This is a genomic window from Streptomyces sp. NPDC002573, from assembly GCF_042889625.1.
GTDB lineage: Bacteria > Actinomycetota > Actinomycetes > Streptomycetales > Streptomycetaceae > Streptomyces > Streptomyces gibsoniae.
The window spans coordinates 123,529-148,791 of the sequence record NZ_JBIARC010000018.1 but is presented as its reverse complement, the minus strand read 5'-3'; the positions used below and the strand labels follow the sequence as shown (position 1 = coordinate 148,791).

Below are 25,263 nucleotides of genomic sequence, written 5' to 3'. Positions count from 1 at the left end.
GGGGGGGGCGGGGGGGGGGGGGGGGGGGGGGGGGGGGGGGGGGGGGGGGGGGGGCCGCGGGGGGGGGGGGGGGGGGGGCCCCCCCCCCCCGCGCCCGCGGCGGCCCCCCCCCCCCCCCCCCCCCCCCCCCCCCGCCGCTCGCTGTTCTCCGCGTCAGAGAGCCACGCCGAGCAGGGCGTCCACGGCGCGCGAGACCACACCCGGGGCGCCCGTGTCCGTGCCGCCGGTCTCCTGCTGGAGGGCCGCCCAGCGGTCGACCGCGGCGAGCGCGGCCGGGGCGTCCAGGTCGTTCGCGAGGGCCTCGCGGATCTCCTCGACGAGCGCCTCGGCGGGCGGGCCGTCGGGCCGGGAGACGGCGGCGCGCCAGCGGCCGAGCCGTGACACGGCGTCCTGGAGGACCTGGTCGGTCCACTCCCAGTCGGACCGGTAGTGGTGGGAGTGCAGCGCGAGCCGGATGGCCGCCGGATCGACGCCGTCCCGCCGGAGCCGGGAGACGAAGACCAGGTTGCCCTTGGACTTGGACATCTTCTCGCCGTCCAGCGCCACCATGCCGGTGTGGACGTACGCCTTGGCCATCGGGAACTCGCCGGTCAGCACCTGGGCGTGCGAGGCGCCCATCTCGTGGTGCGGGAAGGCGAGGTCGGAGCCGCCGCCCTGGACGTCGAAGCCCATGCCCAGGTGGTCCAGGGCGATGGCCACGCACTCGATGTGCCAGCCGGGCCGGCCACGGCCCAGCGAACCGCCGTCCCAGCTGGGCTCACCGTCGCGGCCGGCCATCCAGAGCATCGGGTCGAGCGGGTTCTTCTTGCCCGGGCGGTCCGGGTCACCGCCGCGCTCCGCGGACAGCAGGCGCATGGCGGCGGCGTCCAGGTGGGACACCGTGCCGAAGTGGGGGTCGGACTCGACCGAGAAGTAGATGTCCCCTTCGAGGTCGTAGGCGGCGCCGAGGTCGCGCAGCCGTTCGACGAGCGGGACGATCCCGGGTATTGCCTCGACCGCGCCTATGTAGTGCTGCGGGGGGAGCATCCGCAGTGCGGTCATGTCCTCCCGGAACAGGGCGGTCTCCTGCTCGGCGAGCGCCACCCAGTCGACGCCGTCGCGCTGGGCCCGCTCCAGGAGGGGATCGTCGACGTCGGTGACGTTCTGGACGTAGTGCACCTGCCGCTTGGTGTCCAGCCATACGCGCTGGACGAGGTCGAACGCGTTGTAGGTCGCCGCGTGACCCATGTGGGTCGCGTCGTACGGGGTGATGCCGCAGACGTAGATACGGGCGACAGGACCGGGGTCGAGGGTGACCGAACCGCCGGTCGCGGTGTCGTGGATCCTCAGGTCGCGGCCCTGACCAGGCAGGGCGGGGACCTCGGAAGCGGGCCAGGCATGCATGACATGAGCCTAACCGGCCGGAAGTTCGGTATACGAACCGGACCGGGCCGGATGACCGGGAAGGCGCTCTTGCGGAAATCCCGGCGATGTGCACAGCACCTCGGCCCACCCGGCCGTCACCCGAGGCGGCGGCGCCTCACACCGGCGGCCAGGGAATCGCCGGCCACTCCCCGGTCGGCTCCGGGTGCTTACCCGAGTCCAGCATGGCCTCCACCCGGGCGCGGGTGGCCCGGACCTCCTCCGGGGTGATCAGTGCGGCCAGTCGTACGGCCAGCGCGGCGCCCTCCTCCAGGGACTCCTTCAGCCCCTTGAGCACCTCGACCGCCTCCCCGGTCAGCGGCTCCCCCGCCCACCCCCACAGCAGGGTGCGCAGTTTGTTCTCTGTGTTGAAGGTGACACCGTGGTCGATGCCGAACAGACGCCCTTCGTCCCCGGGCAGCAGATGGCCGCCCTTGCGGTCGGCGTTGTTGATGATCGCGTCGAGGACGGCCAGGCGCCGCAGCCGGTCGTCGTCGGCGTGCACCAGCAGCGCCGTCCTGCCCTCGCCGACGTCCGCCAGCCCGATCGCCTTCCAGCCGGGCTCCGGCTCCTCCGCGTCCACCAGCGCGAGCAGCTCGCCGTCGGGCACGGGCTCGACCCACAGCTGGCACATGCCCTCGCCGTAGGGGCCCTCGCGCAGCACGGTGGGTGGCACGAGACCCCAGCCGGTCGCCTCGGACACCTCGTAGGCGGCGACCTCGCGCTGCGCCAGGGTGCCGTCGGGGAAGTCCCACAGGGGGCGTTCCCCGGCGACGGGCTTGTAGATGCAGGCGGCCTCCTGGCCGTCCAGGGAGACCGTGCAGTAGAGCGCCGCGTTGGACGCGTCGCGGATGCGTCCGCGCACGGTCAGTTCACCCGTGGCGAGCAGTTCGGCCGTGGTCACGCTCCGCGGCGGTATCCGTTCTGGCGCGGACATACATGTCCTTCCGGGTCGAGCGGGAGGCTGCACAGCGGGCACGGCGGCCGCCCGGCGTTGACGACGTCGAGGGCGCGCTTGGCGAAGGCCCTGGCCTGCGCGCCGGTGAGCCGGACCCGGAGCATCGGCGGACCGTTCTCCTCGTCCTGGAGCAGCCGTTCCTCGGCCTCGGCGAGGTCCTCCTCGGACTCGGCGTCCAGCTCGACGAGGGCCTGAGCCTCGACGATCATGCGCTGCTCATCGCCGTCCCAGGCCAGGGCCATGGTGCCGACGCGGAACTCCTCCTCGATCGGGGTGTCCAGCGGAGCCGTGTCGGAGATCTCCGTGGGGGCCACGGCGGGGACGGCGGCACTGCCGCCGCTGCGCCGCACGACCTCGTCGAGCAGCTCGTCCATCCGTTCGGCGAGCGCCGCGACCTGGGTCTTCTCCAGGGCCACGCTGGTCACTCGGGGTCCGGCCGTGGCCTGCAGGAAGAAAGTACGGCGCCCGGGCAGCCCGACCGTGCCGGCCACGAAACGGTCCGGGGGGTCGTAGAGGAACACCTGACGGGACACGTCCTGTCTCCATTGGATCGGGATCGGGATCGGGACCGGCTGACGGCGCCGGCCCGTTCCGGTTGCTGACAAGTACTGCTGCTGCGCTGGTGCGACCGCTTCACCCTACTGCGGCCGACGATCACGGTGCGCCCGCACCGCCCCCGACCGTGGCGTCCGGACCGGCGGGTTCGGCACGCGGGACGAGGGAGGCGAAATCCCCGGTGTCCCCGAGGCGAACGAGAAATGGCCGCAGCCGGGTGTAGCGGATCGCCGTGATGGAACACGGCTCCACGGAGATCCGCTGGAAGAGGTCGAGATGAAGTCCGAGTGCGTCCGCGACGAGCGATTTGATGATGTCACCGTGAGAGCACATGAGGTACACGGCGTCGGCGCCGTGGTCGCGCTCCACGCGCGCGTTCCACTCCCGTACCGCCTCCGCGGCCCTGGTCTGCATGGCTCGCATCGACTCCCCGCCGGGGAAGGCGGCCGCCGACGGGTGGGCCTGCACCACCTCCATGAGCGGCTCGTCCTTCAGTTCGGCGAGCTTGCGGCCGGACCAGTCGCCGTAGTGGCACTCACCGATGCGCTCGTCGGTGTGCGCGCGCAGCCCGGGACGGGCGTCGAGCAGCGGCTGGAGGGTCTCCTGGCACCGTTGCAGGGGGCTGGTGACGACCTCGGCGATCGGGACCTCGGCGAGCCGGCCCGGCAGGGCCGCGGCCTGCGCGGCGCCGCGCTCGTCGAGGGCGACGCCGGGCGTCCAGCCGGCGAGGAGTCCCGCGGTGTTGGCGGTGGAGCGTCCGTGCCGGACGAGGATCAACGTGGGCATGCCGTCCAGCGTACGGGCACGCCTGTGGACCCGGGCCGGGGGAACGGCGTCCGCACTCCGGGGCCCGTGCGCCCGGACGCACGGGCCCCGGAGTGCGGACGGGACCGGCTGACGGGAGAATGCGCTCCGTGATCGTCGACTGCGCCATCTACCGCGACGGGCGCCGGACCGAGCGACCCGAGGACCTCTCCGACGCGCTTCAGGAGGCGCGCGCCTCGGGGGACGCCTTCCTGTGGATCGGCCTCTACGAGCCCACGGAAGGCGAGTTCGACCTGGTGACCAAGGAGTTCGGGCTGCATCCGCTGGCCGTCGAGGACGCCCTGAAGGCGCACCAGCGGCCCAAGCTGGACGTGTACGAGGACTCGCTGTTCATGGTGTTCAAACCGGTGTCGTACGAGCCGCACAGCGACACGGTCACCACCGGCGAGCTGATGATCTTCCTCGGCGACTCCTTCGTCGTCACCGTGCGCCATGGCAAGGACATGCCGCTCGCATCCGTCCGGCACCACCTGGAGCAGCAGCCGGAGATGCTGCGGCACGGGCCGACGGGTGTGCTGTACTCCATCGCGGACTCCGTCGTCGACCACTATCTGGTGGTGGCGACCGAACTGGGGACCGATCTGGAGGAGCTGGAGGCGGAGGTCTTCTCGCCGGCGAGCGGGGGCTCCCGGCACACGGCGTCGCGGATCTACACCTTCAAACGGCAGGTCCTGGAGTTCCGGCGGGCGACGGTCCCGCTGGCACCGCCGCTGGCCCGGCTGGCGGGCCAGGGGGTGTCCGGAGCGGTGGTGCCGTTCGTGCAGGAGAAGTCGCGCCCCTTCTTCCGGGACGTCAGCGACCATCTGGCCCGGGTGAACGAGTCCGTGGAGGCCCTGGACCGGCTGGTGTCCGATGTGCTGTCCGCACATCTGGCGCAGATGAGCGTCCGGCAGAACGACGACATGCGGAAGATCTCCGCGTGGGCGGCGATGGCCGCGGTCCCGACGATGATCGCGGGCATCTACGGCATGAACTTCCAGCACATGCCGGAGCTGCACTGGGTGGTGTCGTACCCGGCGGTGATCCTGGGGATGGCGGCTCTGGAAGTGCTGTTGTACCGATTGTTCAAGCGGCGGGGCTGGCTGTAGCAGCGCGGCTCACCCGGCGCGGGGCGCACGGCTCGTAGCGCTCGACTCGCGGCTCAGGCGTACTCGGGGGCCGTGGTCGCGGGTCCACCGAGGGGGTCGCGGCGGTCCGGCATCCTCAGGGACACCATGCGGCGCCAGCCGCCGGCGCGCTCGTAGCAGTAGAGCCCGTGGATGCCCGCCCTGAGCAGCGCCGACCTGGCCTTCGGCCAGCGCAGGATCCGCCCCATGCGGGCTGCCACGGCGAGACTGACGTCCCGGTGGACGCGGATCTCCGTCAGGGCGCACTCGCGCAGCGTCCGCTGGATGGCACGGCCGTGTCCGGCCCGCGCGAACCGCAGCAGTTCCTCGTGGCAGTAGGCGAGGTGGTTGTCCTCGTCGTCCGCGATCAGCCGGATCGCGCGGCCCACCTCGGGGTGGTCGCCGAAGTGTCTGCGCAGCAGCCGCATCTGCTCGGAGGCGCGCTGCTCGGTGACCCTGCTGTGGGCGAGATAGACGACGATCTCCGGCACGGTCAGCGGCCGGTCGCTCCTCAGCTTCGCGTGGGCGACCCCGATGCCGTTCCGCTCCAGGAGCACCGTGTAGTCGGTCTCGGAAGGCACCGGGACGGGTTCCAGTCCGCGTTTCTTCATCAGCGCGCGGAAGATCCGCCCGTGTTTGTCCTCGTCGGCGCCGTGCCTGCTGATCCTGGGCGCGAGCTGGCGCTGCTCGGACGGTACGAGAGCGGCGATGCGCCCGTTCTCCCAGCCGCCCTGTGTCTCACCGCTGGCGGCGATGGAGCAGAAGAGCCGGAACGACTCGTCGTTGTCGAAGATCTCCCGAAACAGGCTCTTGACCGAAAGCATCACTGATGCCTCTCTGCAGGGGTCCGCAAAGAAAGAGTCAAGTGGGGTGCCGGTCGAGCGGCAACACGGATGCCGGAGAACTCCGCCGAACGATGGACGCGCGGATGCGGGCCCTGCGTAACCGCGAGCCCGCCCGAGCGTTGTGTCCCATGACGGCCGTGGCGGGGAAGACCCCCGAGCCCCCACCACGGCCGTGGAGCTCTCTCCGTCGCCCGCTCCCGCGGGTTACGCGAGCCCGGCCCGCTCCAGGGCGTCGGATCCCGCCCGGAGCGAGGCGATCCGCTCGTCCAGGGTGAAGCCCGCGGGGGACAGCGTGAGCGTGGTGACACCGGCCTCGGCGTAGGCCTTCATCCGGTCGGCGATGCGGTCCACGGACCCCAGCAGGGTGGTGCGGTCGATCAGCTCGTGCGGTACGGCGGCCGCGGCGCCCTGCTTGTCGCCGGACAGGTACTTGTCCTGGATCTCGGCGGCAGCCTGCTCGTAACCCATGCGCTGGGCGAGCTGGTTGTAGAAGTTCTGCTTGCGGCTGCCCATGCCGCCGACGTAAAGGGCTGTGTAGGGACGGAAGGTGTCGGCGAGCGAGGGGACGTCCTTGTCCTCGCCGACCGCGATCGGGAGCGTGGGGCACACGTCGAAGCCGTCGAGGGTCTTGCCGGCCTTCTCGCGCCCGGCGCGCAGGTACCGGATCGCCGTCTCCTCGATGTGCTCGGCCGAGGGGAAGATCAGCAGGGCCCCGTCGGCGATCTCACCGGTCTGCTCCAGGTTCTTGGGGCCGATCGCGGCGATGTAGAGCGGGATGTGCTCGCGCTGCGGATGCACGGTCAGCTTGATCGGCTTGCCGGGACCGCCGGGCAGCGGGAGGGTCCAGTGCTCGCCCTCGTACGACAGCCGCTCCCGCGTCATCGCCTTGCGTACGATCTCCACGTACTCCCGGGTGCGGGCCAGCGGCTTGTCGAACTTGACGCCGTACCAGCCCTCGGAGACCTGCGGTCCGGACACCCCGAGACCGAGGCGGAAGCGGCCGCCGGAGAGCGAGTCGAGGGTGGCGGCCGTCATCGCGGTCATCGCGGGCTGGCGGGCCGGGATCTGGAAGATCGCGGAGCCGACGTCGATGCGCTCGGTCTGGGCGGCGACCCAGGTGAGCACGGTGGCCGCGTCCGAGCCGTAGGCCTCGGCGGCCCAGCACACCGCATAGCCGAGCCGGTCGGCCTCCTGCGCCACGGCGAGGTTGTCCGCGTCCATTCCGGCGCCCCAGTAGCCGAGGTTGATCCCGAGCTGCATGGCCGATTCCCCTTACCGATCAGTAACGTCCCTTGTGCGCAGACCTTAGCGCGGGGCGGGCGGGGAAGGGAGAGTCACCCGGGGCGTGGCGGGGGTGTCCGGTCGGCGCGGGAGCACGACAGGGATCCGCCGTCGGGCGCACGCGCGGCCGTACGGCGCCGGCCGTACCGGCGGCGGGGAGCGGGAAATCGCCGTGGACACCGGGGAAATCGGTTGTCCACAGGCAACCCACGCGGCCGGTTCCGGACAGTAATGTCGGCGTTCATGGAGCAGAGGCATCTCGGCCGTACCGGCCTTCGTGTGTCCCGCATCGGACTCGGCACCCTGACGTGGGGGCGTGACACGGACGAGCACGACGCCGCGGAGCAGTTGAAGGTGTTCTGGGAGGCCGGCGGAACCCTCGTCGACACGGCGGACGTGTACGGGGACGGGGAGGCCGAGTATCTGCTCGGACGCCTGATGGAGGGTCTGGTGCCGCGCCGGGATCTGGTCATCTCGACGAAGGCGGGCAGCGTGCCCGACCCCGAGCGTCGTTTCGACGGCTCGCGCGGCCATCTGCTGGCCGCGCTGGACGACTCGCTCGCCCGTCTCGGCACGGACCATGTCGACCTGTGGCACCTCCACGCCTTCGACCCGTACACCCCGCTGGAGGAGACGCTGCAGGCGCTCGACCTGGCGGTCAGCAGCGGCCGGGCGCGGTACGCGGGCGTGTCCAACTTCTGTGGCTGGCAGCTCGCGAAGGCGGCGACCTGGCAGCTCGCGGCGCCGGGTGTCCGGACCCGGATCGCCAGCACCCAGATGGAGTACTCGCTGCTCCAGCGGGGCGTGGAGCGCGAGGTTCTGCCCGCCGCGCTGGACCTGGGGGTCGGGCTGCTGCCGTCCTCTCCGCTGGGCCGGGGGGTGCTCACCGGCAAGTACCGCAATGCGACGCCGGTCGACTCGCGCGGGGCGTCGGAGCATCTGGCCCCGTTCGTCGCGCCCTACCTCGACGACACGGCGAGCGGCATCGTGGACGCGGTGCAGACGGCCGCCGACGGGCTCGCGTCGACGCCGCTCCAGGTGGCACTGGCCTGGGTCCGCGACCGGCCGGGGGTGGTCGCGCCGATCGTCGGTGCGCGCAACGCACAGCAGCTCACGGCGGCGTTGTCAGTGGAGACGCTTAGTCTTCCTGACGAGATCTGCCGGGCGCTGGACGATGTGTCGGCCCCGGTGCACCGCTATCCCGATCACGACTGGAGCACGCTGTGAGCACGGACCCGGAAACCACGGAGACCGCCTCCCACCCGGGGGAACCGGCCGACGAGACCGGGACCGGCACCGGCGGGGACGAGATGGTACGGACCTCGGGCGACGCGGGGGCGGCCGAGGAGCCGGCTCCGGCGGCCGCAGGAGGGTCCGGGCAGGACGAGGCCGAGGGCACGGACGGCCCGGAGGAGACGGAGTCCGCGACCGGCTCGGGTGCCGCCGACGGTGGTACGGCCGACGCGGGGGAGGGCGAGAGCGCGGCCGCTCAGAAGTCGGAGGCCGAGGCCGAGCTGGCCGCTCAGCGGTTGGAGCGCGAGCGGATCGAGCGGCGGAAGGCGGAGAAGAAGGGGCCGATCGAGGCCGGCGCAAAGCTGAGCGGACAGGCCGCCGATCTGCTCGCGGCCGTGCGGGCCGTGGAGAGCGGCGCGAAGCCGGTGGCGAGTGCCTTCAGCGAGCCGGCGCCCGCCCCGCGCCGGCCCGCCCCCGAGCCGGTGCGGCGTCCCGAGCCCGCGGCGCCCCCGGTGGCCGCGCCCGCCGCACAGAGCGTCGCGGCCGTGGGCGCCGTGCTGACCGAGGGCGGCGCTCCCCAAGCCCTGGCGCCGCAGGCCGCCGCGGCCCTCGGCGACGGTGCGGACGCCCGTCTGCGGGCGGACCCCTGGCTGTTGCTGCGGATCCCCGGGGTGCGGCCCGAGCAGGCGGACGGGTTCGCCCGGGCCCTGCTCGGCGCCGAGTGCCGGCGGGACGACGAGCGGCGGGCGCGCGCGGTGACGGTCTGGCTGCTGGAGCAGGCGGCCGTGGCCGGGCACACGGCGTTGGAGGCCTCCGCTCTTCAGGCCGCGCTCGCGCAGCGCGCGGTGCCGGACCCGGAGGAGGCGGTGCGGAGCACGGTCGCCGAGGGCGAGGCCCTTGTCTTCCAGGACGCCCTGGAGGCAGAGCCCCCGGGCGGCGGGGAGAGCGACGAGGACGGCGAGAGCCGTCCGGTCCGTGTCCTGATCGGCCTGGAGCGATACGCGCTGGCGGAGGAGAGTCTCGCCGACGGACTGGCCCGGCTGGTCAACTCCGTGCCGAAGGAGGACGGTTCGGCTCAGCACTGGGAGGGTGCGGCCGGTTCGGCGCGCGGCTCGGCGGCGGAGCTGATCCGTGCGGTCGCGGGCCATGGACTGGTGCTCCACACCGGCGGGGAGGCATCCCGGGCCGAACCCGGCACGCTGCTGCGTGAGGCCCGCCAGGTCGGTGTGCGGGCCTGGGCCGCCACGCACACCCCGGCCGGGCAGGAGGCCCTGCTCGCGGCGCTAGGCCCGGCGGACGGTCCCGGGGAGAGGGCGGGCGCGGCGCTCGCCACGGTGGCCGGGCTGCTGTCCGGCGTCGAGGGCCCCGGACGGGACGCGGACGGCGCGCTGGACCTCGACCTGCTCATCGTGCTGGACGCGCCCCAGCTGGACGTCGAGACGGCGGCGCTGCTCATCGAGTCACTGCCCGACGGCGGCCGCCTGGTGCTGAGCGGTGACCCGGGGGTGCTGTGGTCGGCCGGTCCCGGGCGCGTGTTCGCCGATCTGCTCGCCGCCCGGATGTGCCCGCAGATCGCCTCGCGGACCCCCGATCCCGGGCCGCTCGGCGAGTTGGTCTCCTCGATCGGCGTGGGCGAGCTGCCGCAGGTCGACGCGCCGGGCAAGGAGGTCGTGATCGTGCCGGTTCGGGACGCCGGGGAGGCGGTGCACCGAACCGTGCAGCTGGTCGCGGACTCGGTGCCGCGGGCGATCGGCATCCCCTCGGACGAGACTCAGGTGATCACGCCGGGACACGGCGGCGCGGCGGGTACGCGGGCGCTGAACGCGGCGCTCAAGGAGCGGCTGAACCCGGGCCCCGGCCGCTTCGGCGGCTTCGACCCGGGAGACAGGATCGTCCACTCCCCCGCCCCGGGCCGGGCGGTCCCGGGCCGTGTGGTGACGGCGGACGCGGAGGGGCTGCATCTGGAGTGCGCGGGCGCGGCCGTGGTCGTGCCCAGGGAGCGGGTGGAGCAGTCCGTACGGCACGGTTGGGCGCTCACCGCGCACCAGGCGGTGGGACAGCGCTGGCCCGCGGTGGTCGTGGTGCTGCCCGGCGATGCCGGGGGAACGCTGAGCCGGCCGTGGGTGTACACGGCCTTCGGCCGGGCGGCCCGCCATCTGTCCGTGGTGCACGGGGTGGAGCAGGCACTGCCGCGGGCCGTGGCCGAGATCACGGCCAAGCCGCGGACCACCCGCCTGCCCGTACTGCTCCGGCCTCAGGTGCCGACGACCGAGGGATGAGGGCCGGGTGGCGGCGCCGGGGCCCTCGGGCCGAGCGGCACCGCCACCGCAACTCCGTGTCCGAGGGGCAGGCCGCACCCGGCACGGCACGACCCCGTGTCCTAGGGGCGCGCCAAACCGGGTCCGGCGCGCCCCTAGGCCCTGTCGTCAAACTCCCGCCTGCCCCGCGACGCCATGCACGCTCCCCCACTCTCGGCTTCGCTCGAGCGGGAGGGGCCCCACGCCGCCGCAGAGCCCGCCCTCCGGGCGGACGACGGCAGTTTGACGACAGGACCTAGGTCTAGCGTTCGGCGTCCAGGGGCTCCAGGTCCTCGTCGTCGTCCAGTTCGCCGTGGAGCTCCGGCTCGAGTCCGAGATCCTCCTCGTCCTCGTCCGAGTCGTCGTCGAAGACCGCGCTGACATCGAAACGGCAGACGACCCGCTGCGGGTCGATCTGCTCAAATGGCGCCTCCAGCCATTCCCCGGGCTCCGCCGGTTCGTCGGCGACGGTCACCCACAGGGTGGAGTCGCCCTCCTCGAGGCCGAACTCCTTGTGCCGGGAGGCGATCTCGTCCGGTTCGAACTCTCCGAAGATCACGCCGAGCGCGCCGTGGACGGTGCCGGCCGACGACTCCAGCGGGGCGTCCTCGTCCGCGTCCTCCACGCGCCGCGCCTGCGTCAGCAGCCGCTGCGGCTCCACCACCGCGTAGTCCCGGCGGATCAGCACGCTCAGCGCGTTCGGTTCCTCGGGGCCCGCGTACGGCGGAAGTGCGTCTTCCGCACCGGGGATCTCGAAAGGTGTCACCTCGTCGTAGCGGTCGTAGAGGAGTTCGTCGTACTCCTCGGCCGCCGCGGCCAGCTCGTTGAACGCCTCGTAGACGGCCGGGTCGTCCTCGCCCGTCCTGCGCTCGACCGCGGCCAGGTGGCGGTCGAGCGCGGTCTTGACCGCCTCGGCGGCGGCGCGTACCTCGGCAGCGGTGGGCTGCGCAGCATCAGACATAGTGCAGACGCTATCCGTACCGGGCCCCAGCCCGCACAATAGATGCGATGCCGGAATACGAATTTGTCGACGTGTACGTACCGCGCGGGGTGTCCCGCAAGGACGCTACACGTCTGCTGACCGACCACGCCGAGTACGGACACTGGGAGCTGGACCGCCTGAGTCTGCTGCGTGACGGCAGCCGCAGGGTGCGGCTGCGCCGACGGATCATCCGCCAGGTGCGCGCCACGTGGTGAGGTGAAGGAGGCTGAAACGGATCGGGCCCCGCGTCTGCGGGGCCCGATCCGTTTCAGGGACGCCGCGGGGGAGAATGCGGCGGTTCAGTGCACTGTGTACCGCTTCGCCGAGTGTGGGCCGTGCCCTGTCGCTCCTTGCACACGCGTGACGACAGTCCGCGCTCTCCCCCCGATGACCAGCCGGTGCGTCGACCGCCTCCGGCCCGTCCCTCTTCTGGGTCCGGTGCCTTACACCCTCGCGCGGGCCCTGCGGTAGAGCAGCGCACCGCCGAGCAGAGCTCCCGCGCTGGCCGGTGCCAGTGCGCCGAGGGGCAGGTCGCTACCGGTGTGGGCGAGCTGCGCGCCCCCCACGGGCCGGATGGCGGACGTCGACCCACCGGGGTGGTTGACGTGCTGGGACCCACCGCCGCCCGGCTGCTGGGGAGTACCGGGGTTGGTCGGGTTGCTGGGGTTACCGGGGTTGCTCGGGTTACCGGGGTTGCTCGGCTGGCCCGGGTAACCAGGGTAACCGGGATGACCAGGGTGACCAGGGTGACCGGGATGACCGGGGTGTCCAGGGTGACCGGGGTACCCCGGGTGGTCGGGGGGACAGTGGTGGCCCGGGTGCCCAGGGTGGCCCGGATGCCCCGGGTGACCCGGGTGGCCGGGCGTGCCGCCGCCGGGAAGCTGGTGGCCACCGCCGCCGTTGTCGCAGTGGTTGCCCAGCGCGCCGTTGCCGACTCCGACGACGTTCACGCTGTTGCCGCAGACGTTGACGGGCACGTCCACCGGCACCTGGACGGTGTTGCCGGAGCCGACACCGGGCGAGCCACCGGTGTGACCGCCGGCGTGGGAGCCGCCGCCGGTGTGCGCACCGCCGGCGTGGGAGCCGCCCGTGTTGGCGCACGCGTTGCCCGCCGCGGGGTTGAGCAGTCCGATCACGTTCACGGTGTTTCCGCAGACGTTCACCGGGACGTGCACGGGCACCTGCACGGTGTTGCCGGACAGCACACCGGGCGAGCCCGCGGCCGATCCCTGCGCACCGGAGTCGGCGTGCGCGTAGCCGCCGGTGACGGCGAGGACGCCGGTCGCCGCCGCCACGGTCATCAGGCCCTTGCGGGTGACCTGTCGCATTGCTGAATTCCCTGCCTTCGACGTTGTCGTGAACCTTCTGGAGCGCGCCCGCCCGGACGGGCGGAGACGCGGAGGAACCGGTCGGCCCCGGAGCGCATGGGACGCGCTCCGAGGCCGACCGCAACGTCAGTTGTTGATGCAGGTGTTGCCGAAGGCGGGGTTCAGCAGCCCGATCACCGAGATCGTGTTGCCGCAGACGTTCACCGGGACGTGCACCGGAACCTGGATGACATTGCCGGACACAACGCCCGGGGAGTGCACGGCGGCACCCTGGGCACCCGAGTCGGCGGCAGCCAGACCCGCGCTCGCGAGAACCAGACCACCGGTGGCGGCCGCAGCAGCGACGACCTTCTTGATCATTCTTCCTCCTCGTTGGCAAAGCGATCCAAGCCTCGGACCGCACCCCATGTAACGAGGAGGGAGTAATGGAGCTACGAGCTTATGGTCGCATTCACCCGTCCCGGTCGACCCCCGTACGCGCTGGCGATTAGTGCAGTCTCGTTTCAGCGCGCAAACCGGGACGGAATCAAGCGAGTTGAGCCGGGGTCAGGACGCGTCGATGAACCGGTCCAGCACCCGCACACCGAACTTCAGGGCGTCCACCGGGACCCGCTCGTCCACACCGTGGAACATGCCCGCGAAGTCCAGCTCCGGCGGCAGCTTCAGCGGCGCGAACCCGAAGCCGCGGATGCCCAGTTCGTCGAAGGACTTGGCGTCCGTGCCGCCGGAGAGCATGTACGGGATCGCCTTCGCCCCGGGGTCCTCGGCCTGGAGCGCGGACTGCATCGCCTCCACGAGCGCCCCGTCGAAGGTCGTCTCGACGGCCTTGTCGGAGTGCACGTCCTCCCGGCGCACATGGGGTCCGAGGATCCGGTCGAGGTCGGCGAGGAACTCCTCCTCGAAACCGGGCAGGAAGCGCCCGTCGACATGGGCGGTGGCCTCGCCCGGGATGACGTTCACCTTGTAACCGGCGTTGAGCTGCGTGGGATTGGCCGTGTTGCTCAAGGTCGCGCCGATGAGCTTGGCGATGCCGCCGAGCCTGGCGAGGGTCGACTCCATGGCCTCCGGGTCGAGTTCGGTGCCGAGCGCGTCGCCGAGTTCGTCGAGGAAGGCCCGGGTGGTCTTGGTGACCCGCACCGGGAACTTGTGCCGCCCGAGCCGCGCGACCGCCTCGGAGAGCTCGGTGATCGCGTTGTCCCGGTGGATCATCGATCCGTGCCCGGCCGTGCCGGCCACGGTCAGCTTCATCCAGTGCATGCCCTTCTCGGCCGTCTGGATCAGATACAGCCGCCGCTGCTCGTTCACGGTGAAGGAGAAGCCGCCCACCTCGCTGATCGCCTCGGTCACCCCGTCGAAGAGGCCCCGGTGGCGGTCGACGAGGTACCGGGCGCCGTACGTCCCGCCGGCCTCCTCGTCCGCGAGGAAGGCGAGGACGATGTCGCGCGGCGGCCTGCGCCCGCTGCGCAGCCGGTCCCGGACGACCGCCAGGGTCATGGCATCCATGTCCTTCATGTCGACGGCGCCGCGCCCCCACACACATCCGTCGGCGATCTCGCCGGAGAAGGGGTCGTGCGTCCAGTCCTGCGCATTGGCCGGTACGACGTCGGTGTGGCCGTGGATCAGCAGCGCGGGCCGCGAGGGGTCCTCGCCCTCGATGCGGGCCACCGTGGAGGCGCGGCCCTTGTGCGACTCGAAGATCTGCGGTTCGAGCCCCACCTCGGCCAGCTTCTCGGCGACGTACTCGGCGGCCCTGCGCTCACCGGGGCCGGAGTGGTCGCCGTAGTTGCTGGTGTCGATCCGGATCAGCTCACGGCAGAGGTCCACTACCTCGTCCTCGCCGGTGACGTTACTGGCCGTGCCCGTCTCGGTCACGCTGTTTCCTCCCGCTGTCACTGCACTGCTGGTGGTCCCCTCATCCTCTCTCCGACCCCCGCCGCGCCCCAAGGCACTGTCCGGTCCGTCACGCACCGTTCACGCCGGGACGGGGTGTGATCGAACGCCGCCGAAAGCCTGGTAATGTTTCCTTCGTCGCCGCGAGGGAAACCCCGCACGACAGGCACCTTGTCCGGGTGGCGGAATGGCAGACGCGCTAGCTTGAGGTGCTAGTGCCCTTTATCGGGCGTGGGGGTTCAAGTCCCCCCTCGGACACACAGTGAGCGGCGTCGACCTGGATCAGGTCGGCGCCGCTCGTGGTTTCGGGGGCGAGCGCTCGGCTGGCCCGGGTGGCGTCGCCGTTCCTAGACTCTGAGGTGTGGCCCGGCCCAACGACGAGGTCGAGGCGCTCCTGAAGGAGTACGCGGACCTCATCGCGATCACGGCAGGCGACGCGTTCAAGGCGCGCGCCTACGAGAAGGCCGCGCGTGCCATCGGCGGATACCCCGACGACATCTCCCGGCTGGACGCCGACGGGCTGCGCGGCATACCGAACGTGGGCCGGTCGATCGCCGAGAAGGTGCTCGAGTATCTGCACACCGGCTCGGTCTCCGCGGTCGAGGAACGCCGGGCGAGGATCCCCGCCGGGGTGCGCGAGCTGATCACCATCCCCACCCTGGGGCCGAAGAAGGCACTGCGGCTCTACGAGGATCTGCACATCGGGTCGGTGAACGAGCTGGCCGCAGCGATCGAGGCGGACGCCCTGCGCGATCTGAAGGGCTTCGGCGCGAAGACGCAGGAGAACATCCTGCACGGCATCGCCCTGCTCCAGCAGACGGGCGGCCGTATCCCGCTGCACCTGGCCGTCGACACGGCCGAGCAGATCGTCGCCGAGCTGTCCGGCGTGACCGGCTGCAAGCGCTGCACGCACGCGGGGTCCCTGCGCCGTATGCGGGAGACCGTCGGGGACATCGACGTGCTGGTCGCAACGAAGCGGTCCGCCCCTTTCATGGAGGCGCTGTGCGCGCTGCCGTCGACCGCCGAGGTGATCGCCCAGGGCACGAAGAAGACCTCGATCCGCACCACCAAGGGCGTCCAGGTCGACCTGAGGGTGCTGCCGCCGGAGTCGTGGGGGGCCGGGCTGCAGTACTTCACCGGGTCGAAGGCGCACAACATCCGCACCCGAACCCTGGCCGTCCGGCAGGGGCTGAAACTGTCCGAGTACGGGCTCTTCGACGTGGACAGCGGCCAGTCGCTCGCCTCCCGCGCGGAGGAGGACGTCTACGACCGGCTCGGTCTGCCGTGGATCCCGCCGACGCTGCGTGAGGACCGAGGGGAGATCGAGGCGGCGCTGCGCGGGGAGCTGCCGGAGGTGGTGACGGAGCGGAGCATCCGCGGGGATCTGCACACCCACACCGACCTCACCGACGGCCTCGCGTCGCTGGAGACGATGGTGGAGGCGGCCGCCGAACGCGGCTACGCGTACTACGCGGTCACCGACCACGCGCCCCGTCTGTACATGCAGCGCATGACGGACGAGAAGATGCTCGCCCAGCGGGAGCGGCTGCGGGAGCTGGACGGCACCCGTCACAGGATGCGGCTGCTGCACGGCACCGAGCTGAACATCGGCCCCGAGGGAGAGGTGGACTGGCCCGACGAGTTCCTCGCGGGCTTCGACCTGTGCGTGGCCTCCCTGCACTCCCACTTCGACCTGGACCGCAAGGCGATGACCAGGCGGCTCGTGCGGGCGTGCGAGAACCCGTACGTCAATGTGATCGGCCATCCGACCACGCGTCTGATCGGCAAGCGGCCGGGGGTCGACGCCGACTGGGACGAGGTGTTCGCGGTCTGCGCCCGTACGGGCACCGCGCTGGAGGTCAACGCCCAGCCCGACCGGCTCGACCTGTGCGACGAGGACATCCTGCGCGCCCGGGAGCACGGGGCGAAGTTCGCCGTGAACACCGACGCCCATTCCGTGCCGCACCTCGCCCAGTTGCGCTTCGGCGTGGGCACCGCGCAGCGCGGCTGGCTCACCCCGGAGGACGTCATCAACACCTGGCCGCTGCGCCGGCTGCGCCGGTTCCTGGCCAAGGGCAGGTCCGGGTGAGGCGTGCCGGATTCTCACCGTGCCGACGGCGCCGGGGGCGGGGAGCGGAGGCGGAGCGCGCCGTCGGGGCCGAGGTCGACGCGGGTGCCGAGGGCATGGCTGCATCGGTCGAGGGCGGCCCGCAGCCATGCGGTGTCCTCGGTGGTGGCGTGCTCCAGCCGCATCCTGCGCGACTGAAGGGGCACCATCCGCACCCCGGCCAGCCTGCCGGTGTCCGCTTCGACCGAGACCAGGTACAGCAGCCGCAGATCGTCCCGGTAGTGCTCGTGGCCGCCGATGCCCTCGTAGTCGTCGACCAGGTCGCCGCAGCCGTAGAGGACGAGCCGGTCGCGGTACGCCTCCAGGGGGCGCGGGTGGTGCGAGGAGTGCCCGTGCACGATGTCCACGCCCGCGTCGACGAGCGCGTGCGCGAACCGCACCTGGGCGCGTGAGACCTCGTAGCCCCAGTTGCTGCCCCAGTGCACGGAGGCGACGGCGAGGTCTCCGGGGCGTTTGTGACGGCGCAGCCGGTCGGCGAACGCCGCCGCGGCGGCCACCGAGGGGCCGGGCAGGAAGGCGACGCCGGACCGTTGCTCGGTGGCGGCCCAGTGCTCGGGGATCCCGCTGGAGGGCATGCCGAAGGAGAACACCAGCGCCCGGCCGCCGCCGCGCAGCGGCACGACCGCCGGACGGCAGGCCGAGGCCGCGTCACGTCCCGCCCCGGCGGTGCGCAGCCCGGCGGCCGCCAGGGCGTCGAGGGTCTCGGCGAGGCCCCGGCGGCCGAAGTCCAGCACATGGTTGTTGGCCAGGACGCAGACGTCCGGGCGGACCGCCGCCAGACAGGGCAGATTGGCCGGAGTCATGCGGTAGTGGACGCCCTTGCCCGGCTCGAAGTCGTCCTCGCGGGTCACGGAGGTCTCCAGATTGATCACCCGGACGTCGGGCGCGGCGGCCGCGAGGACCGCCAGCGCCTCGCCCCAGGGGCGGGCGAAGTCCGACGGCCGGGGAATCGGCCCGTTCGCCGCCTCGGCCAGGGTGACGTAGTCCCGGGCGTCCTGGATGTACGCCTCCCGCAGTACCGGGTCACCGGGATGCGGGAGGGTCTGGTCGATGCCCCGGCCGAGCATGACATCGCCGCCGAGGAACAGCGTGACCACGCCCTCGTCCACCCTCCCACGCTAAGGCGGTCGCGTACGCGGGGGCGAGAGGCGACGGCGGAATCCCCGAAGACGGGCGGACGAGGCGCTACACGTGGGCCGGGGCCATGTGGTCGGTGAACCAGTCGCGGGCCAGGTCGGTCACCACCTCCAGGGTGCCGGGCTCCTCGAACAGGTGGGTGGCGCCGGGGACGATCGCGAGGTGGTTCTCGCAGTGCAGCCGGGCCTGCGCCTGGCGGTTGAGGTCGATCACGATCGGATCGGCGCCGCCGACGATGAGCAGCGTGGGGGCGGTCACCGCCGGCAGCCGGGGCCCGGCGAGATCGGGGCGGCCGCCTCGGGAGACCACCGCGGCGATACGGGCCTCGGGCTCCGCGGCGGCCCACAGGGCGGCGGCGGCGCCGGTGCTGGCGCCGAAGTAGCCGACGGCCGGGCCCTCGTACCCGGCCCGGGTGCGCAGCCAGTGGGTGGCGTCGGTCAGCCGTCCGGCCAGCAGGCCGGTGTCGAACACATTGGCCCGGTCCTGCTCCTCCTCCTCGGTGAGCAGGTCGAACAGCAGGGTGCCGAGTCCGGCCCGGTTCAGGCCGGTCGCCACGAACTGGTTGCGCGGGCTGTGCCGGCTGCTGCCGCTGCCGTGCGCGAACACCACGATCCCGGACGCGTCCTCGGGCACGGTCAGCTGCCCCTTGAGCCGTACGGCTCCGGCGGTCACCTCGACCTCCGTGTCCGGGGACCCGGAGGCGGTGCCGGCCGAGGAGGGGCCGCCGGCCGCCCGCCTCAGGCAGTCGGCGACCTCCTCGTCGTCGGTCTGGGCGAAGTCGGCGTAGAACTGGCCGATCGCGAAGAACTCGCGCGGTGTCGCCACGGACACCAGTTCGTCGGCCTCCCCGCCCAGCCGTTCGGTCCAGTCGCTCGGGGCGACGGGGACCGCGAGCACGATCCGCTCGGCGCCCCGGGCGCGGGCGATCCGGCAGGCCGCCCGGGCGGTCGACCCGGTGGCCACCCCGTCGTCGACCACGACCACGGTCCGCCCCTCGACGGAGACGGGCTCGTACGTGCCGCGGTAGCGCCGGCCGCGCTGTTCGAGGACGTCGCGTTCGTGTTCCTCGACCTCGGCGAGTTCCTGCGGGGTGACGCGTGCCTCGCGCACCACGGCGTCGTTGATGACGCGCACGCCGTCCTCGCCTATGGCTCCCATCCCCAGCTCGGGCTGGAACGGCACGCCGAGCTTGCGGACGAGGCAGACGTCGAGCGGTGCGCCGATCGCCCGCGCGACCTCGAAGGCGACCGGAACCCCGCCCCTGGGCAGTCCCAGTACGACCGCGTTCCGGCCCCTGAGGTGCTCAAGGCGTGTGCCCAGTTGCCGGCCCGCTTCCTGACGATCCATGAAGAGCACGGCTCGGCCTCCTCACTCCCGGGGCAGCCACAGCGGGGCGGGTGGGGCCTCCTCCGGCGCTCCGGCCTCCTCGATGTCTCCCGCGGCGGCCCGCAGCAGCTTCTGGCCCATCGCGATCAGCGCGCGCCCGGCGGCGAGTTCGTCGCCGATCTCGGGCACCGCCATGTCGTAGGGGTTGCGGCGTGCCGCGGCACAGCTCTCCATCAGGTTGTCACCGGTGTCCAGGACGACCCGGGCCGTGGTGGCGGGGTCGTGCTCGGAGAGGTAGAGACGCAGGTTCCACTCCTTGGCGGCGGGAGGCCGGCTGCGGGTGGTTCGGGTCGACGTCATCTTCCGTACCTCCTCACACCGGTGCCGTGCGGCGCCCAAGAGGCGCGCACGCCCTTCCTCCACTGTGACTCCGATGGGTCGGGTGCGCACACAAGCGGAACCGAAACCCCTTTCGCCCGCCCGTGCCGCGGGGGCCCGCGCCCCACCGGGCACAATGGCCGTCATGATCACGCGTTCCTGCCCGTGCGGGCTGCCCGAGGCGTACGAGAAGTGCTGCGGCCGTTTCCACACGGGTGCCGCGGCGGCGCCGACCCCCGAGGCGCTCATGCGGTCGCGGTACAGCGCGTTCGTCCGGGGGGACACGGCGTATCTGCTGCGGACCTGGCATCCGCGCACCCGGCCCGAGCCGCTCGATCTCGACCCCGGGATGCGCTGGACGGGGCTGGAGATCCTGGAGACGACGGGCGGGTCCGCGTTCCACTCCACGGGGACGGTGACCTTCCGCGCCTCCTACCGGGGCGGCGCCCTGCACGAACGCAGCCGATTCGAACGGGTGGACGGGGCCTGGGTCTACGTCGACGGGGACTTCCTCGACTGAGACGGGTGAGACGGGCCGACCGATCCACGACGGGGGCGGGTACCGGTCGGCAGCCGGAGCAGTCTCCGGCCGCCGCCAGGTCCTGCCGTCAAACTCCCGCCGTCCGCCCGGAGGGCGGGCTCTGCGGCGGCGTGGGGGCCCCTCCCGCTCGAGCGAAGCCGAGAGTGGGGGAGCGTGCTCTGGGGGTACCCCCTGCTCGAAGAGCTTGGGGGAGTGCCGGGCGGAAGCCCTCGTACTGGATGTACGTGGGATTTCGCCCGGTGCGGCGGTGGGGGCACCGCCCGCGCGAGCGAAGTCGAGCGGGGGAGCGTGCATGGCGTCGCGGGGCAGGCGGGAGTTTGACGACAGGGCCTAGGGCGCCAGTATGTCCAGCTCCTGCAGGGCGCCGACGGTGATCTCGCGGGTCAGCTGTTCCGCGCGGGCCGCGTCGCCCTCGCGTACCGCCTCCGCGACCTTGACGTGCAGGGTGACCGCGGCCGGGTCGGGGTCCTCGAACATCACGTCGTGGTGGGTGCGGCCCGAGAGGACCTCCGCGACGACATCGCCCAGGCGGGCGAACATCTCGTTGCCGGACGCGGTCAGGATCGTCCGGTGGAAGGCCACGTCGTGGATCAGGTATCCCTCCAGCTGATGGCCGCGTGAGTTGGCGACCATGCCGAGGGCGCACTCGGTCAGCTCGGCGCACTGCCCCGCCGTGGCGCTGCGGGCGGCCAGGCCCGCGGCCACCGGTTCGATCGCCGAGCGCAGCACGGTCAGCGAGCGCAGCTGGTGCGGGCGGTCGGCGCCGGCCAGGCGCCACCGGATGACCTGGGGATCGTAGACGTTCCATTCGGCCTTGGGCCGCACCGTCACGCCCACTCTCCGGCGGGACTCCACCAGGTGCATCGACTCCAGGACCCGGACCGCCTCGCGCATCACGGACCTGGAGACCTCGAAGTGCTGGGCGAGTTCGTCGGTGCGCAGCACGCTGCCCGGCGGGTACTCGCCCGCGGTGATCGCGGGGCCGAGGGTGTCGAGTACACGGCCGTGCAGTCCCCGGCCCGGAGTGGTCATGTGCTCAGCGTACGAGGCGGATCACGGAATGAAAAAGTCAGACTTATTCGTCACAGGGGCTTGAATTCGTCGTACCTAATCGGTTTCAGTGGCGTCGACATCAGATGTCGACGAAGACAGCGAGAGCACGATGCAGCAAGTGCGCACCCCCCATGTCGTCGTGGTCATGGGCGTCGCGGGCACGGGAAAGACCACGATCGGTCCCCTGCTCGCGGCCCGGCTCGGCGTTCCCTACGCCGAGGGCGACGACTTCCACCCCCCGGCCAACATCGCCAAGATGTCGGCCGGTGTTCCGCTCGCCGACGAGGACAGGTGGCCCTGGCTGGACGCCATCGGCGCCTGGGCGCACGGGCGGGCGGGGCTCGGCGGGGTGGTCAGCAGCTCGGCGCTGAAGCGGGCGTACCGCGACCGGCTGCGAGCCGCTGCTCCCGGGGTCGTCTTCGTGCACCTCACGGGCGACCGGAAGCTCATCGAGGACCGCATGGCGCATCGCCAGGGGCACTTCATGCCCACCGCGCTGCTGGACTCCCAGTTCGCCACGCTCCAGCCGCTGGAGCAGGACGAGACGGGAGTGGCGGTGGACGTCTCGGGCAGTCCCGAGGAGATCACCGCCCGTGCCGTGGACGCGCTGCGCGACCTCGAGGGGTCCTCCGCCCGGCCCTCGCAGTAACACCCGGCCCCCGGGCGCCGCCTCCGCAAGGGCGCGGCTCCCGAGGCCGGCTCTTCCCACCAGAAACCGAGAGTTCCTCTCCCCACCTCACCCAAGGGACCCCCGTGACCAGACTCAGCGTCGAGATGCTGGCAGCGGACACCGTCGAGCCGATCACATCGGCGGGCCACGCTCAACTCGGCATCGCGGCGGTGGCGGGCATCGCCGTCATCGTGCTGCTCATCACCAAGTTCAAGCTTCACGCCTTCCTGGCGCTGACCGTCGGCTCGCTCGCGCTCGGCGCGTTCGCCGGGGCACCGCTCGACAAGGCCATCACCAGTTTCACCACCGGGCTCGGCTCGACCGTCGCCGGTGTGGGCGTCCTGATCGCCCTGGGCGCCATCCTCGGCAAGCTGCTCGCCGACTCCGGCGGCGCCGACCAGATCGTCGACACGATCCTCGCCCGGGCGAAGGGCCGTGCGATGCCGTGGGCGATGGTGCTGATCGCCTCGGTGATCGGTCTGCCGCTGTTCTTCGAGGTCGGCATCGTGCTGCTGATCCCCGTCGTGCTCATGGTCGCCAAGCGGGGCAACTACTCCCTGATGCGGATCGGCATCCCGGCGCTCGCGGGTCTGTCCGTGATGCACGGGCTGATCCCGCCGCACCCCGGGCCGCTGGTCGCGATCGACGCCGTCAAGGCCAACCTCGGTGTGACGCTGGCGCTCGGCGTGCTGGTGGCGATCCCGTCGGTGATCATCGCGGGTCCGCTGTTCTCGAGGGTCGCGGGTCGCTGGGTGGACGCCCCGGTGCCGGAGCGCATGCTCCCGCCGCGCGCCTCCGAGGAGCTGGAGAACCGTCCCGGCTTCGGCGCCACGCTGGCCACCATGCTGCTCCCGGTCGTCCTGATGCTGTCCAAGGCGCTGGTCGACATCGTCGTGGACGACCCCGCCAAGATGGTGCAGCGCGTCTTCGACGTGATCGGCTCCCCGCTGATCGCCCTGCTCGCCGCCGTGATCGTCGGCATCTTCACGCTGGGCCGCCCGGCCGGGTTCAGCAAGGAGCGGATCGCGGGAACCGTCGAGAAGGGGCTCGGCCCCATCGCCGGCATCCTGCTCATCGTGGGCGCGGGCGGCGGCTTCAAGCAGACGCTGATCGACTGCGGCGTGGGCCAGATGGTCCTGGACATATCGAAGGACTGGTCGATCCCGGCCCTGCTGCTCGCCTGGCTGATCGCGGTGGCGATCCGGCTCGCGACGGGTTCCGCGACCGTGGCGACCGTCTCGGCGGCCGGTCTGGTCGCGCCGCTCGCGGCCGACATGTCGACCACCCACACCGCCCTGCTGGTCCTGGCCATCGGCGCCGGGTCGCTGTTCTTCAGCCATGTCAACGACGCCGGCTTCTGGCTGGTGAAGGAGTACTTCGGGCTGAGCGTCGGACAGACCGTCAAGACCTGGTCCGTCATGGAGACCATCATCTCGGTGGTCGCCGGTGCCCTGGTGCTCCTGCTGTCCCTGGTCATCTAGGAGTACGGCGATGACGGCTCACCCGCTCTTCGACATCACCGGCCGCCGGGCGCTGGTGACCGGCTCCAGCCGCGGCATCGGGCTCGCCCTCGCCCGCGGTCTGCTGGAGGCCGGCTGCACGGTGGTCCTCAACGGACGCGATCCGGACCGGCTGGCGCAGTCCGCGGCACGGCTGCCCGGGGACGTGCACACGGCCGCGTTCGACGTGACCGACGGTCCCTCGGTGGCCGCGGGCATCGCGGAAGTCGAGGAGCGGGTCGGGCCGCTCGACATCCTGGTCAACAACGCGGGCATGCAACTGCGCGCCCCGCTCCTGGAGTTCTCCGACGCCGACTGGCACCGGATCCTGGACACCAATCTCACCAGCGCGTTCCTGGTGGGCCGGGAGGCGGCCCGGCGGATGACCGAGCGCGGCCACGGGAAGATCATCAACATCTGCTCGCTCCAGAGCGAGGTGGTCCGCCCGGGTATCGCGCCCTACGCGGCCACCAAGGGCGCGCTGAAGATGCTCACCAAGGGCATGTGCGCGGACTGGGGCCCGCACGGGGTGCAGGTCAACGGGCTCGGGCCCGGCTACATCGAGACCGAGCTGACCCGGCCGCTCGTCGAGGACGAGGAGTTCAGCGCCTGGGTGCGGCGACGCACCCCGGCGGGCCGCTGGGGCCGCACGGAGGACCTGGTCGGCGGGGTGCTGTTCCTCGCCTCCCCCGCCGCGGACTTCGTCGGCGGGCAGGTGCTGTACGTCGACGGCGGCATGACGAGCGTGCTGTGAACGGTGCGTGAGGCGGAAGGGGCTTCGATGCTCGGTTGTGTGATCCACGGCCAGGGCGACCTGCGCGTGGACGAACTGCCCGTCCCGGTGCCCGGGCCCGGCGAGGCGCTGGTCGCCGTCCGCTACGGCGGGGTGTGCGGCTCGGACCTGCACTACTGGCGGCACGGCGGGGTCGGCGACTTCCGGCTGCGGGAGCCGCTGGTGCTCGGCCACGAGGTGGTCGGCACGGTCGTCTCCTACGGCGACGGGGCGTCAGGTCCCACGGCGGGCACCCCGGTCGCCGTGCACCCGGCCACTCCGTGCGGCGCCTGCCAGGAGTGCGCCGACGGCCGGCCGAACGTGTGCCGGGACACCCGCTATCTGGGCAGTGCGGCCCGCCACCCGCACGTCCAGGGCGCCTTCGCGGCCCGTGTGACCGTCCCGGCCGGGCAGCTGCGGCCGCTCCCGGCCGGTCTCGCACCGCGCCGCGCAGCACTCGCCGAACCGCTGGCGGTGGCGATGCACGCAGTGCGGCGGGCCGGTGCGACGGCCGGACGGCGGGTGCTGGTCACCGGGGCCGGGCCGATCGGCGCTCTGGTGGTGGCGGCCGCGAAGGCGGCGGGCGCGGCCTCGGTGACGGTCACGGATCCGCAGCCCCGGGCGCTGGAGTTCGCCGGGGCGGCGGGCGCCGACACCCTCGTACGGGCGGACGACCCGGACGACGCCGGATGGCCCGTGGACGTCGAGGCGGCGATCGAGGCGTCAGGGACCGCCGCCGGGCTCGACACCTGTCTGCGGCTGGTGCGGCGGGGCGGGGTCGTGGTCCAGCTCGGCATGCTGCCGCCGGGGCACAGTCTCTTCGCGGGGAACCTGGTGGTCAGCCGGGAGATCGAGCTGCGCGGGGCGTTCCGCTTCGACACCGAGTTCGACGACGCGCTCCGGCTGCTCGCGGCCGAGCCGGCATTCGACGCGCTGATCAGCGCGGTGGTGCCGGTGCGGGAGGCCGAGTCGGCGTTCACCCTGGCCGCGGACCGCGGCCGGTCCTGCAAGGTGCTGCTGGACTTCGGGGATTGACAGGGGGGCGGCCGGCCGCGGAC

Annotated in this window: 24 protein-coding genes and 1 tRNA gene; 11 read left to right on the top strand and 14 right to left on the bottom strand. The window is 72.3% G+C overall.

From position 1 onward, the window contains the following. Window positions 1–153 precede the first annotated feature (153 nt). From mshC to ACFYX0_RS19255, 4 genes are all read right to left on the bottom strand, one after another. A complete protein-coding gene (gene mshC, locus ACFYX0_RS19270) occupies window positions 154–1,383 on the bottom strand; it encodes a cysteine--1-D-myo-inosityl 2-amino-2-deoxy-alpha-D-glucopyranoside ligase (RefSeq protein ID WP_388971639.1) in 1,230 nt (409 codons plus the stop codon). Between the two features lie 136 nt (window positions 1,384–1,519). Further along, on the bottom strand, window positions 1,520–2,338 hold the full coding sequence (locus ACFYX0_RS19265; protein ID WP_355909003.1) for an SCO1664 family protein: 819 nt from the start codon (window positions 2,336–2,338) through the stop codon (window positions 1,520–1,522). Continuing rightward, a complete protein-coding gene (locus ACFYX0_RS19260) occupies window positions 2,302–2,892 on the bottom strand; it encodes a DUF3090 domain-containing protein (protein WP_355909000.1) in 591 nt (196 codons plus the stop codon). The genes ACFYX0_RS19265 and ACFYX0_RS19260 overlap by 37 nt, the downstream gene beginning before the upstream one ends. A gap of 121 nt (window positions 2,893–3,013) precedes the next feature. Beyond that, window positions 3,014–3,700 (bottom strand): histidine phosphatase family protein, encoded by a 687-nt coding sequence (locus tag ACFYX0_RS19255; RefSeq protein WP_355908997.1) that lies wholly within the window; start codon window positions 3,698–3,700, stop codon window positions 3,014–3,016. A gap of 128 nt (window positions 3,701–3,828) precedes the next feature. On the opposite strand from ACFYX0_RS19255, the gene corA reads away from it, so the two are divergent. Continuing rightward, complete coding sequence (corA, locus tag ACFYX0_RS19250) at window positions 3,829–4,827, top strand: magnesium/cobalt transporter CorA (protein ID WP_355908994.1); 999 nt, start codon at window positions 3,829–3,831, stop codon at window positions 4,825–4,827. Between the two features lie 53 nt (window positions 4,828–4,880). Here the strand turns inward: corA and ACFYX0_RS19245 are convergent, their stop codons facing one another. Further along, complete coding sequence (locus ACFYX0_RS19245; protein WP_388971637.1) at window positions 4,881–5,669, bottom strand: ferritin-like domain-containing protein; 789 nt, start codon at window positions 5,667–5,669, stop codon at window positions 4,881–4,883. Window positions 5,670–5,894: 225 nt separating this feature from the next. Then, window positions 5,895–6,950: an LLM class F420-dependent oxidoreductase gene (locus ACFYX0_RS19240; protein WP_355908988.1), complete on the bottom strand. Its 1,056-nt coding sequence runs from the start codon at window positions 6,948–6,950 to the stop codon at window positions 5,895–5,897. A gap of 264 nt (window positions 6,951–7,214) precedes the next feature. On the opposite strand from ACFYX0_RS19240, the gene ACFYX0_RS19235 reads away from it, so the two are divergent. Both ACFYX0_RS19235 and ACFYX0_RS19230 read left to right on the top strand, forming a co-directional pair. After that, window positions 7,215–8,198: an aldo/keto reductase gene (locus tag ACFYX0_RS19235; RefSeq protein ID WP_355908985.1), complete on the top strand. Its 984-nt coding sequence runs from the start codon at window positions 7,215–7,217 to the stop codon at window positions 8,196–8,198. Next, a complete protein-coding gene (locus ACFYX0_RS19230) occupies window positions 8,195–10,483 on the top strand; it encodes a helix-hairpin-helix domain-containing protein (protein WP_388971635.1) in 2,289 nt (762 codons plus the stop codon). The genes ACFYX0_RS19235 and ACFYX0_RS19230 overlap by 4 nt, the downstream gene beginning before the upstream one ends. A gap of 280 nt (window positions 10,484–10,763) precedes the next feature. On the opposite strand, the gene ACFYX0_RS19225 is transcribed toward ACFYX0_RS19230, so the two are convergent. Next, window positions 10,764–11,462: a hypothetical protein gene (locus tag ACFYX0_RS19225; RefSeq protein WP_388971633.1), complete on the bottom strand. Its 699-nt coding sequence runs from the start codon at window positions 11,460–11,462 to the stop codon at window positions 10,764–10,766. Window positions 11,463–11,509: 47 nt separating this feature from the next. Between ACFYX0_RS19225 and ACFYX0_RS19220 the strand changes: the two genes are divergently transcribed. Further along, complete coding sequence (locus ACFYX0_RS19220) at window positions 11,510–11,698, top strand: DUF5703 family protein (protein ID WP_005485166.1); 189 nt, start codon at window positions 11,510–11,512, stop codon at window positions 11,696–11,698. Between the two features lie 228 nt (window positions 11,699–11,926). On the opposite strand, the gene ACFYX0_RS19215 is transcribed toward ACFYX0_RS19220, so the two are convergent. The 3 genes from ACFYX0_RS19215 to ACFYX0_RS19205 all read right to left on the bottom strand — a co-directional run bounded on the left by ACFYX0_RS19215 (window position 11,927) and on the right by ACFYX0_RS19205 (window position 14,683). Continuing rightward, window positions 11,927–12,811, bottom strand: coding sequence for a chaplin (locus ACFYX0_RS19215; protein ID WP_388971631.1), 885 nt, complete (start codon window positions 12,809–12,811; stop codon window positions 11,927–11,929). Window positions 12,812–12,937: 126 nt separating this feature from the next. Then, window positions 12,938–13,171 (bottom strand): chaplin ChpH, encoded by a 234-nt coding sequence (gene chpH / locus ACFYX0_RS19210; RefSeq protein ID WP_388971629.1) that lies wholly within the window; start codon window positions 13,169–13,171, stop codon window positions 12,938–12,940. A 186-nt stretch (window positions 13,172–13,357) separates the two neighbouring features. Next, on the bottom strand, window positions 13,358–14,683 hold the full coding sequence (locus tag ACFYX0_RS19205) for a M20/M25/M40 family metallo-hydrolase (RefSeq protein ID WP_388971627.1): 1,326 nt from the start codon (window positions 14,681–14,683) through the stop codon (window positions 13,358–13,360). A 191-nt stretch (window positions 14,684–14,874) separates the two neighbouring features. Here ACFYX0_RS19205 and ACFYX0_RS19200 point away from each other — a divergent pair. After that, window positions 14,875–14,959, top strand: a tRNA-Leu gene (locus ACFYX0_RS19200). A 103-nt stretch (window positions 14,960–15,062) separates the two neighbouring features. After that, window positions 15,063–16,790: a DNA polymerase/3'-5' exonuclease PolX gene (gene polX, locus ACFYX0_RS19195; protein ID WP_388971625.1), complete on the top strand. Its 1,728-nt coding sequence runs from the start codon at window positions 15,063–15,065 to the stop codon at window positions 16,788–16,790. A 14-nt stretch (window positions 16,791–16,804) separates the two neighbouring features. Here the strand turns inward: polX and ACFYX0_RS19190 are convergent, their stop codons facing one another. The 3 genes from ACFYX0_RS19190 to ACFYX0_RS19180 form a co-directional block, all read right to left on the bottom strand. Continuing rightward, window positions 16,805–17,938: a CapA family protein gene (locus ACFYX0_RS19190; protein ID WP_388971623.1), complete on the bottom strand. Its 1,134-nt coding sequence runs from the start codon at window positions 17,936–17,938 to the stop codon at window positions 16,805–16,807. 76 nt (window positions 17,939–18,014) lie between these two features. Then, window positions 18,015–19,322 carry a phosphoribosyltransferase family protein gene (locus tag ACFYX0_RS19185; RefSeq protein ID WP_388971621.1) on the bottom strand — a complete coding sequence of 436 codons (1,308 nt, stop codon included), beginning with the start codon at window positions 19,320–19,322 and terminating at the stop codon, window positions 18,015–18,017. Between the two features lie 12 nt (window positions 19,323–19,334). Beyond that, window positions 19,335–19,652, bottom strand: coding sequence for a dsRBD fold-containing protein (locus ACFYX0_RS19180; protein ID WP_388971618.1), 318 nt, complete (start codon window positions 19,650–19,652; stop codon window positions 19,335–19,337). Between the two features lie 163 nt (window positions 19,653–19,815). Here ACFYX0_RS19180 and ACFYX0_RS19175 point away from each other — a divergent pair, with 163 nt between their 5' ends. After that, a complete protein-coding gene (locus ACFYX0_RS19175) occupies window positions 19,816–20,190 on the top strand; it encodes a YchJ family protein (RefSeq protein ID WP_388971616.1) in 375 nt (124 codons plus the stop codon). Between the two features lie 351 nt (window positions 20,191–20,541). Here ACFYX0_RS19175 and ACFYX0_RS19170 read toward each other — a convergent pair whose 3' ends face one another. Next, window positions 20,542–21,243, bottom strand: coding sequence for a FadR/GntR family transcriptional regulator (locus tag ACFYX0_RS19170; RefSeq protein WP_388971614.1), 702 nt, complete (start codon window positions 21,241–21,243; stop codon window positions 20,542–20,544). Window positions 21,244–21,373: 130 nt separating this feature from the next. Between ACFYX0_RS19170 and ACFYX0_RS19165 the strand changes: the two genes are divergently transcribed. The 4 genes from ACFYX0_RS19165 to ACFYX0_RS19150 all read left to right on the top strand — a co-directional run bounded on the left by ACFYX0_RS19165 (window position 21,374) and on the right by ACFYX0_RS19150 (window position 25,240). Then, the gene (locus ACFYX0_RS19165; RefSeq protein ID WP_355908951.1) at window positions 21,374–21,913 is read left to right on the top strand and encodes a gluconokinase; all 540 of its coding nucleotides are present in this window, start codon (window positions 21,374–21,376) and stop codon (window positions 21,911–21,913) included. Between the two features lie 104 nt (window positions 21,914–22,017). Next, window positions 22,018–23,415, top strand: a complete 1,398-nt coding sequence (locus ACFYX0_RS19160; protein WP_355908948.1) for a gluconate:H+ symporter — start codon at window positions 22,018–22,020, stop codon at window positions 23,413–23,415. Between the two features lie 10 nt (window positions 23,416–23,425). Beyond that, window positions 23,426–24,187, top strand: coding sequence for an SDR family oxidoreductase (locus ACFYX0_RS19155; protein WP_388971612.1), 762 nt, complete (start codon window positions 23,426–23,428; stop codon window positions 24,185–24,187). Window positions 24,188–24,214: 27 nt separating this feature from the next. After that, window positions 24,215–25,240 carry an L-idonate 5-dehydrogenase gene (locus tag ACFYX0_RS19150; protein ID WP_388971610.1) on the top strand — a complete coding sequence of 342 codons (1,026 nt, stop codon included), beginning with the start codon at window positions 24,215–24,217 and terminating at the stop codon, window positions 25,238–25,240. Window positions 25,241–25,263: the final 23 nt, after the last annotated feature.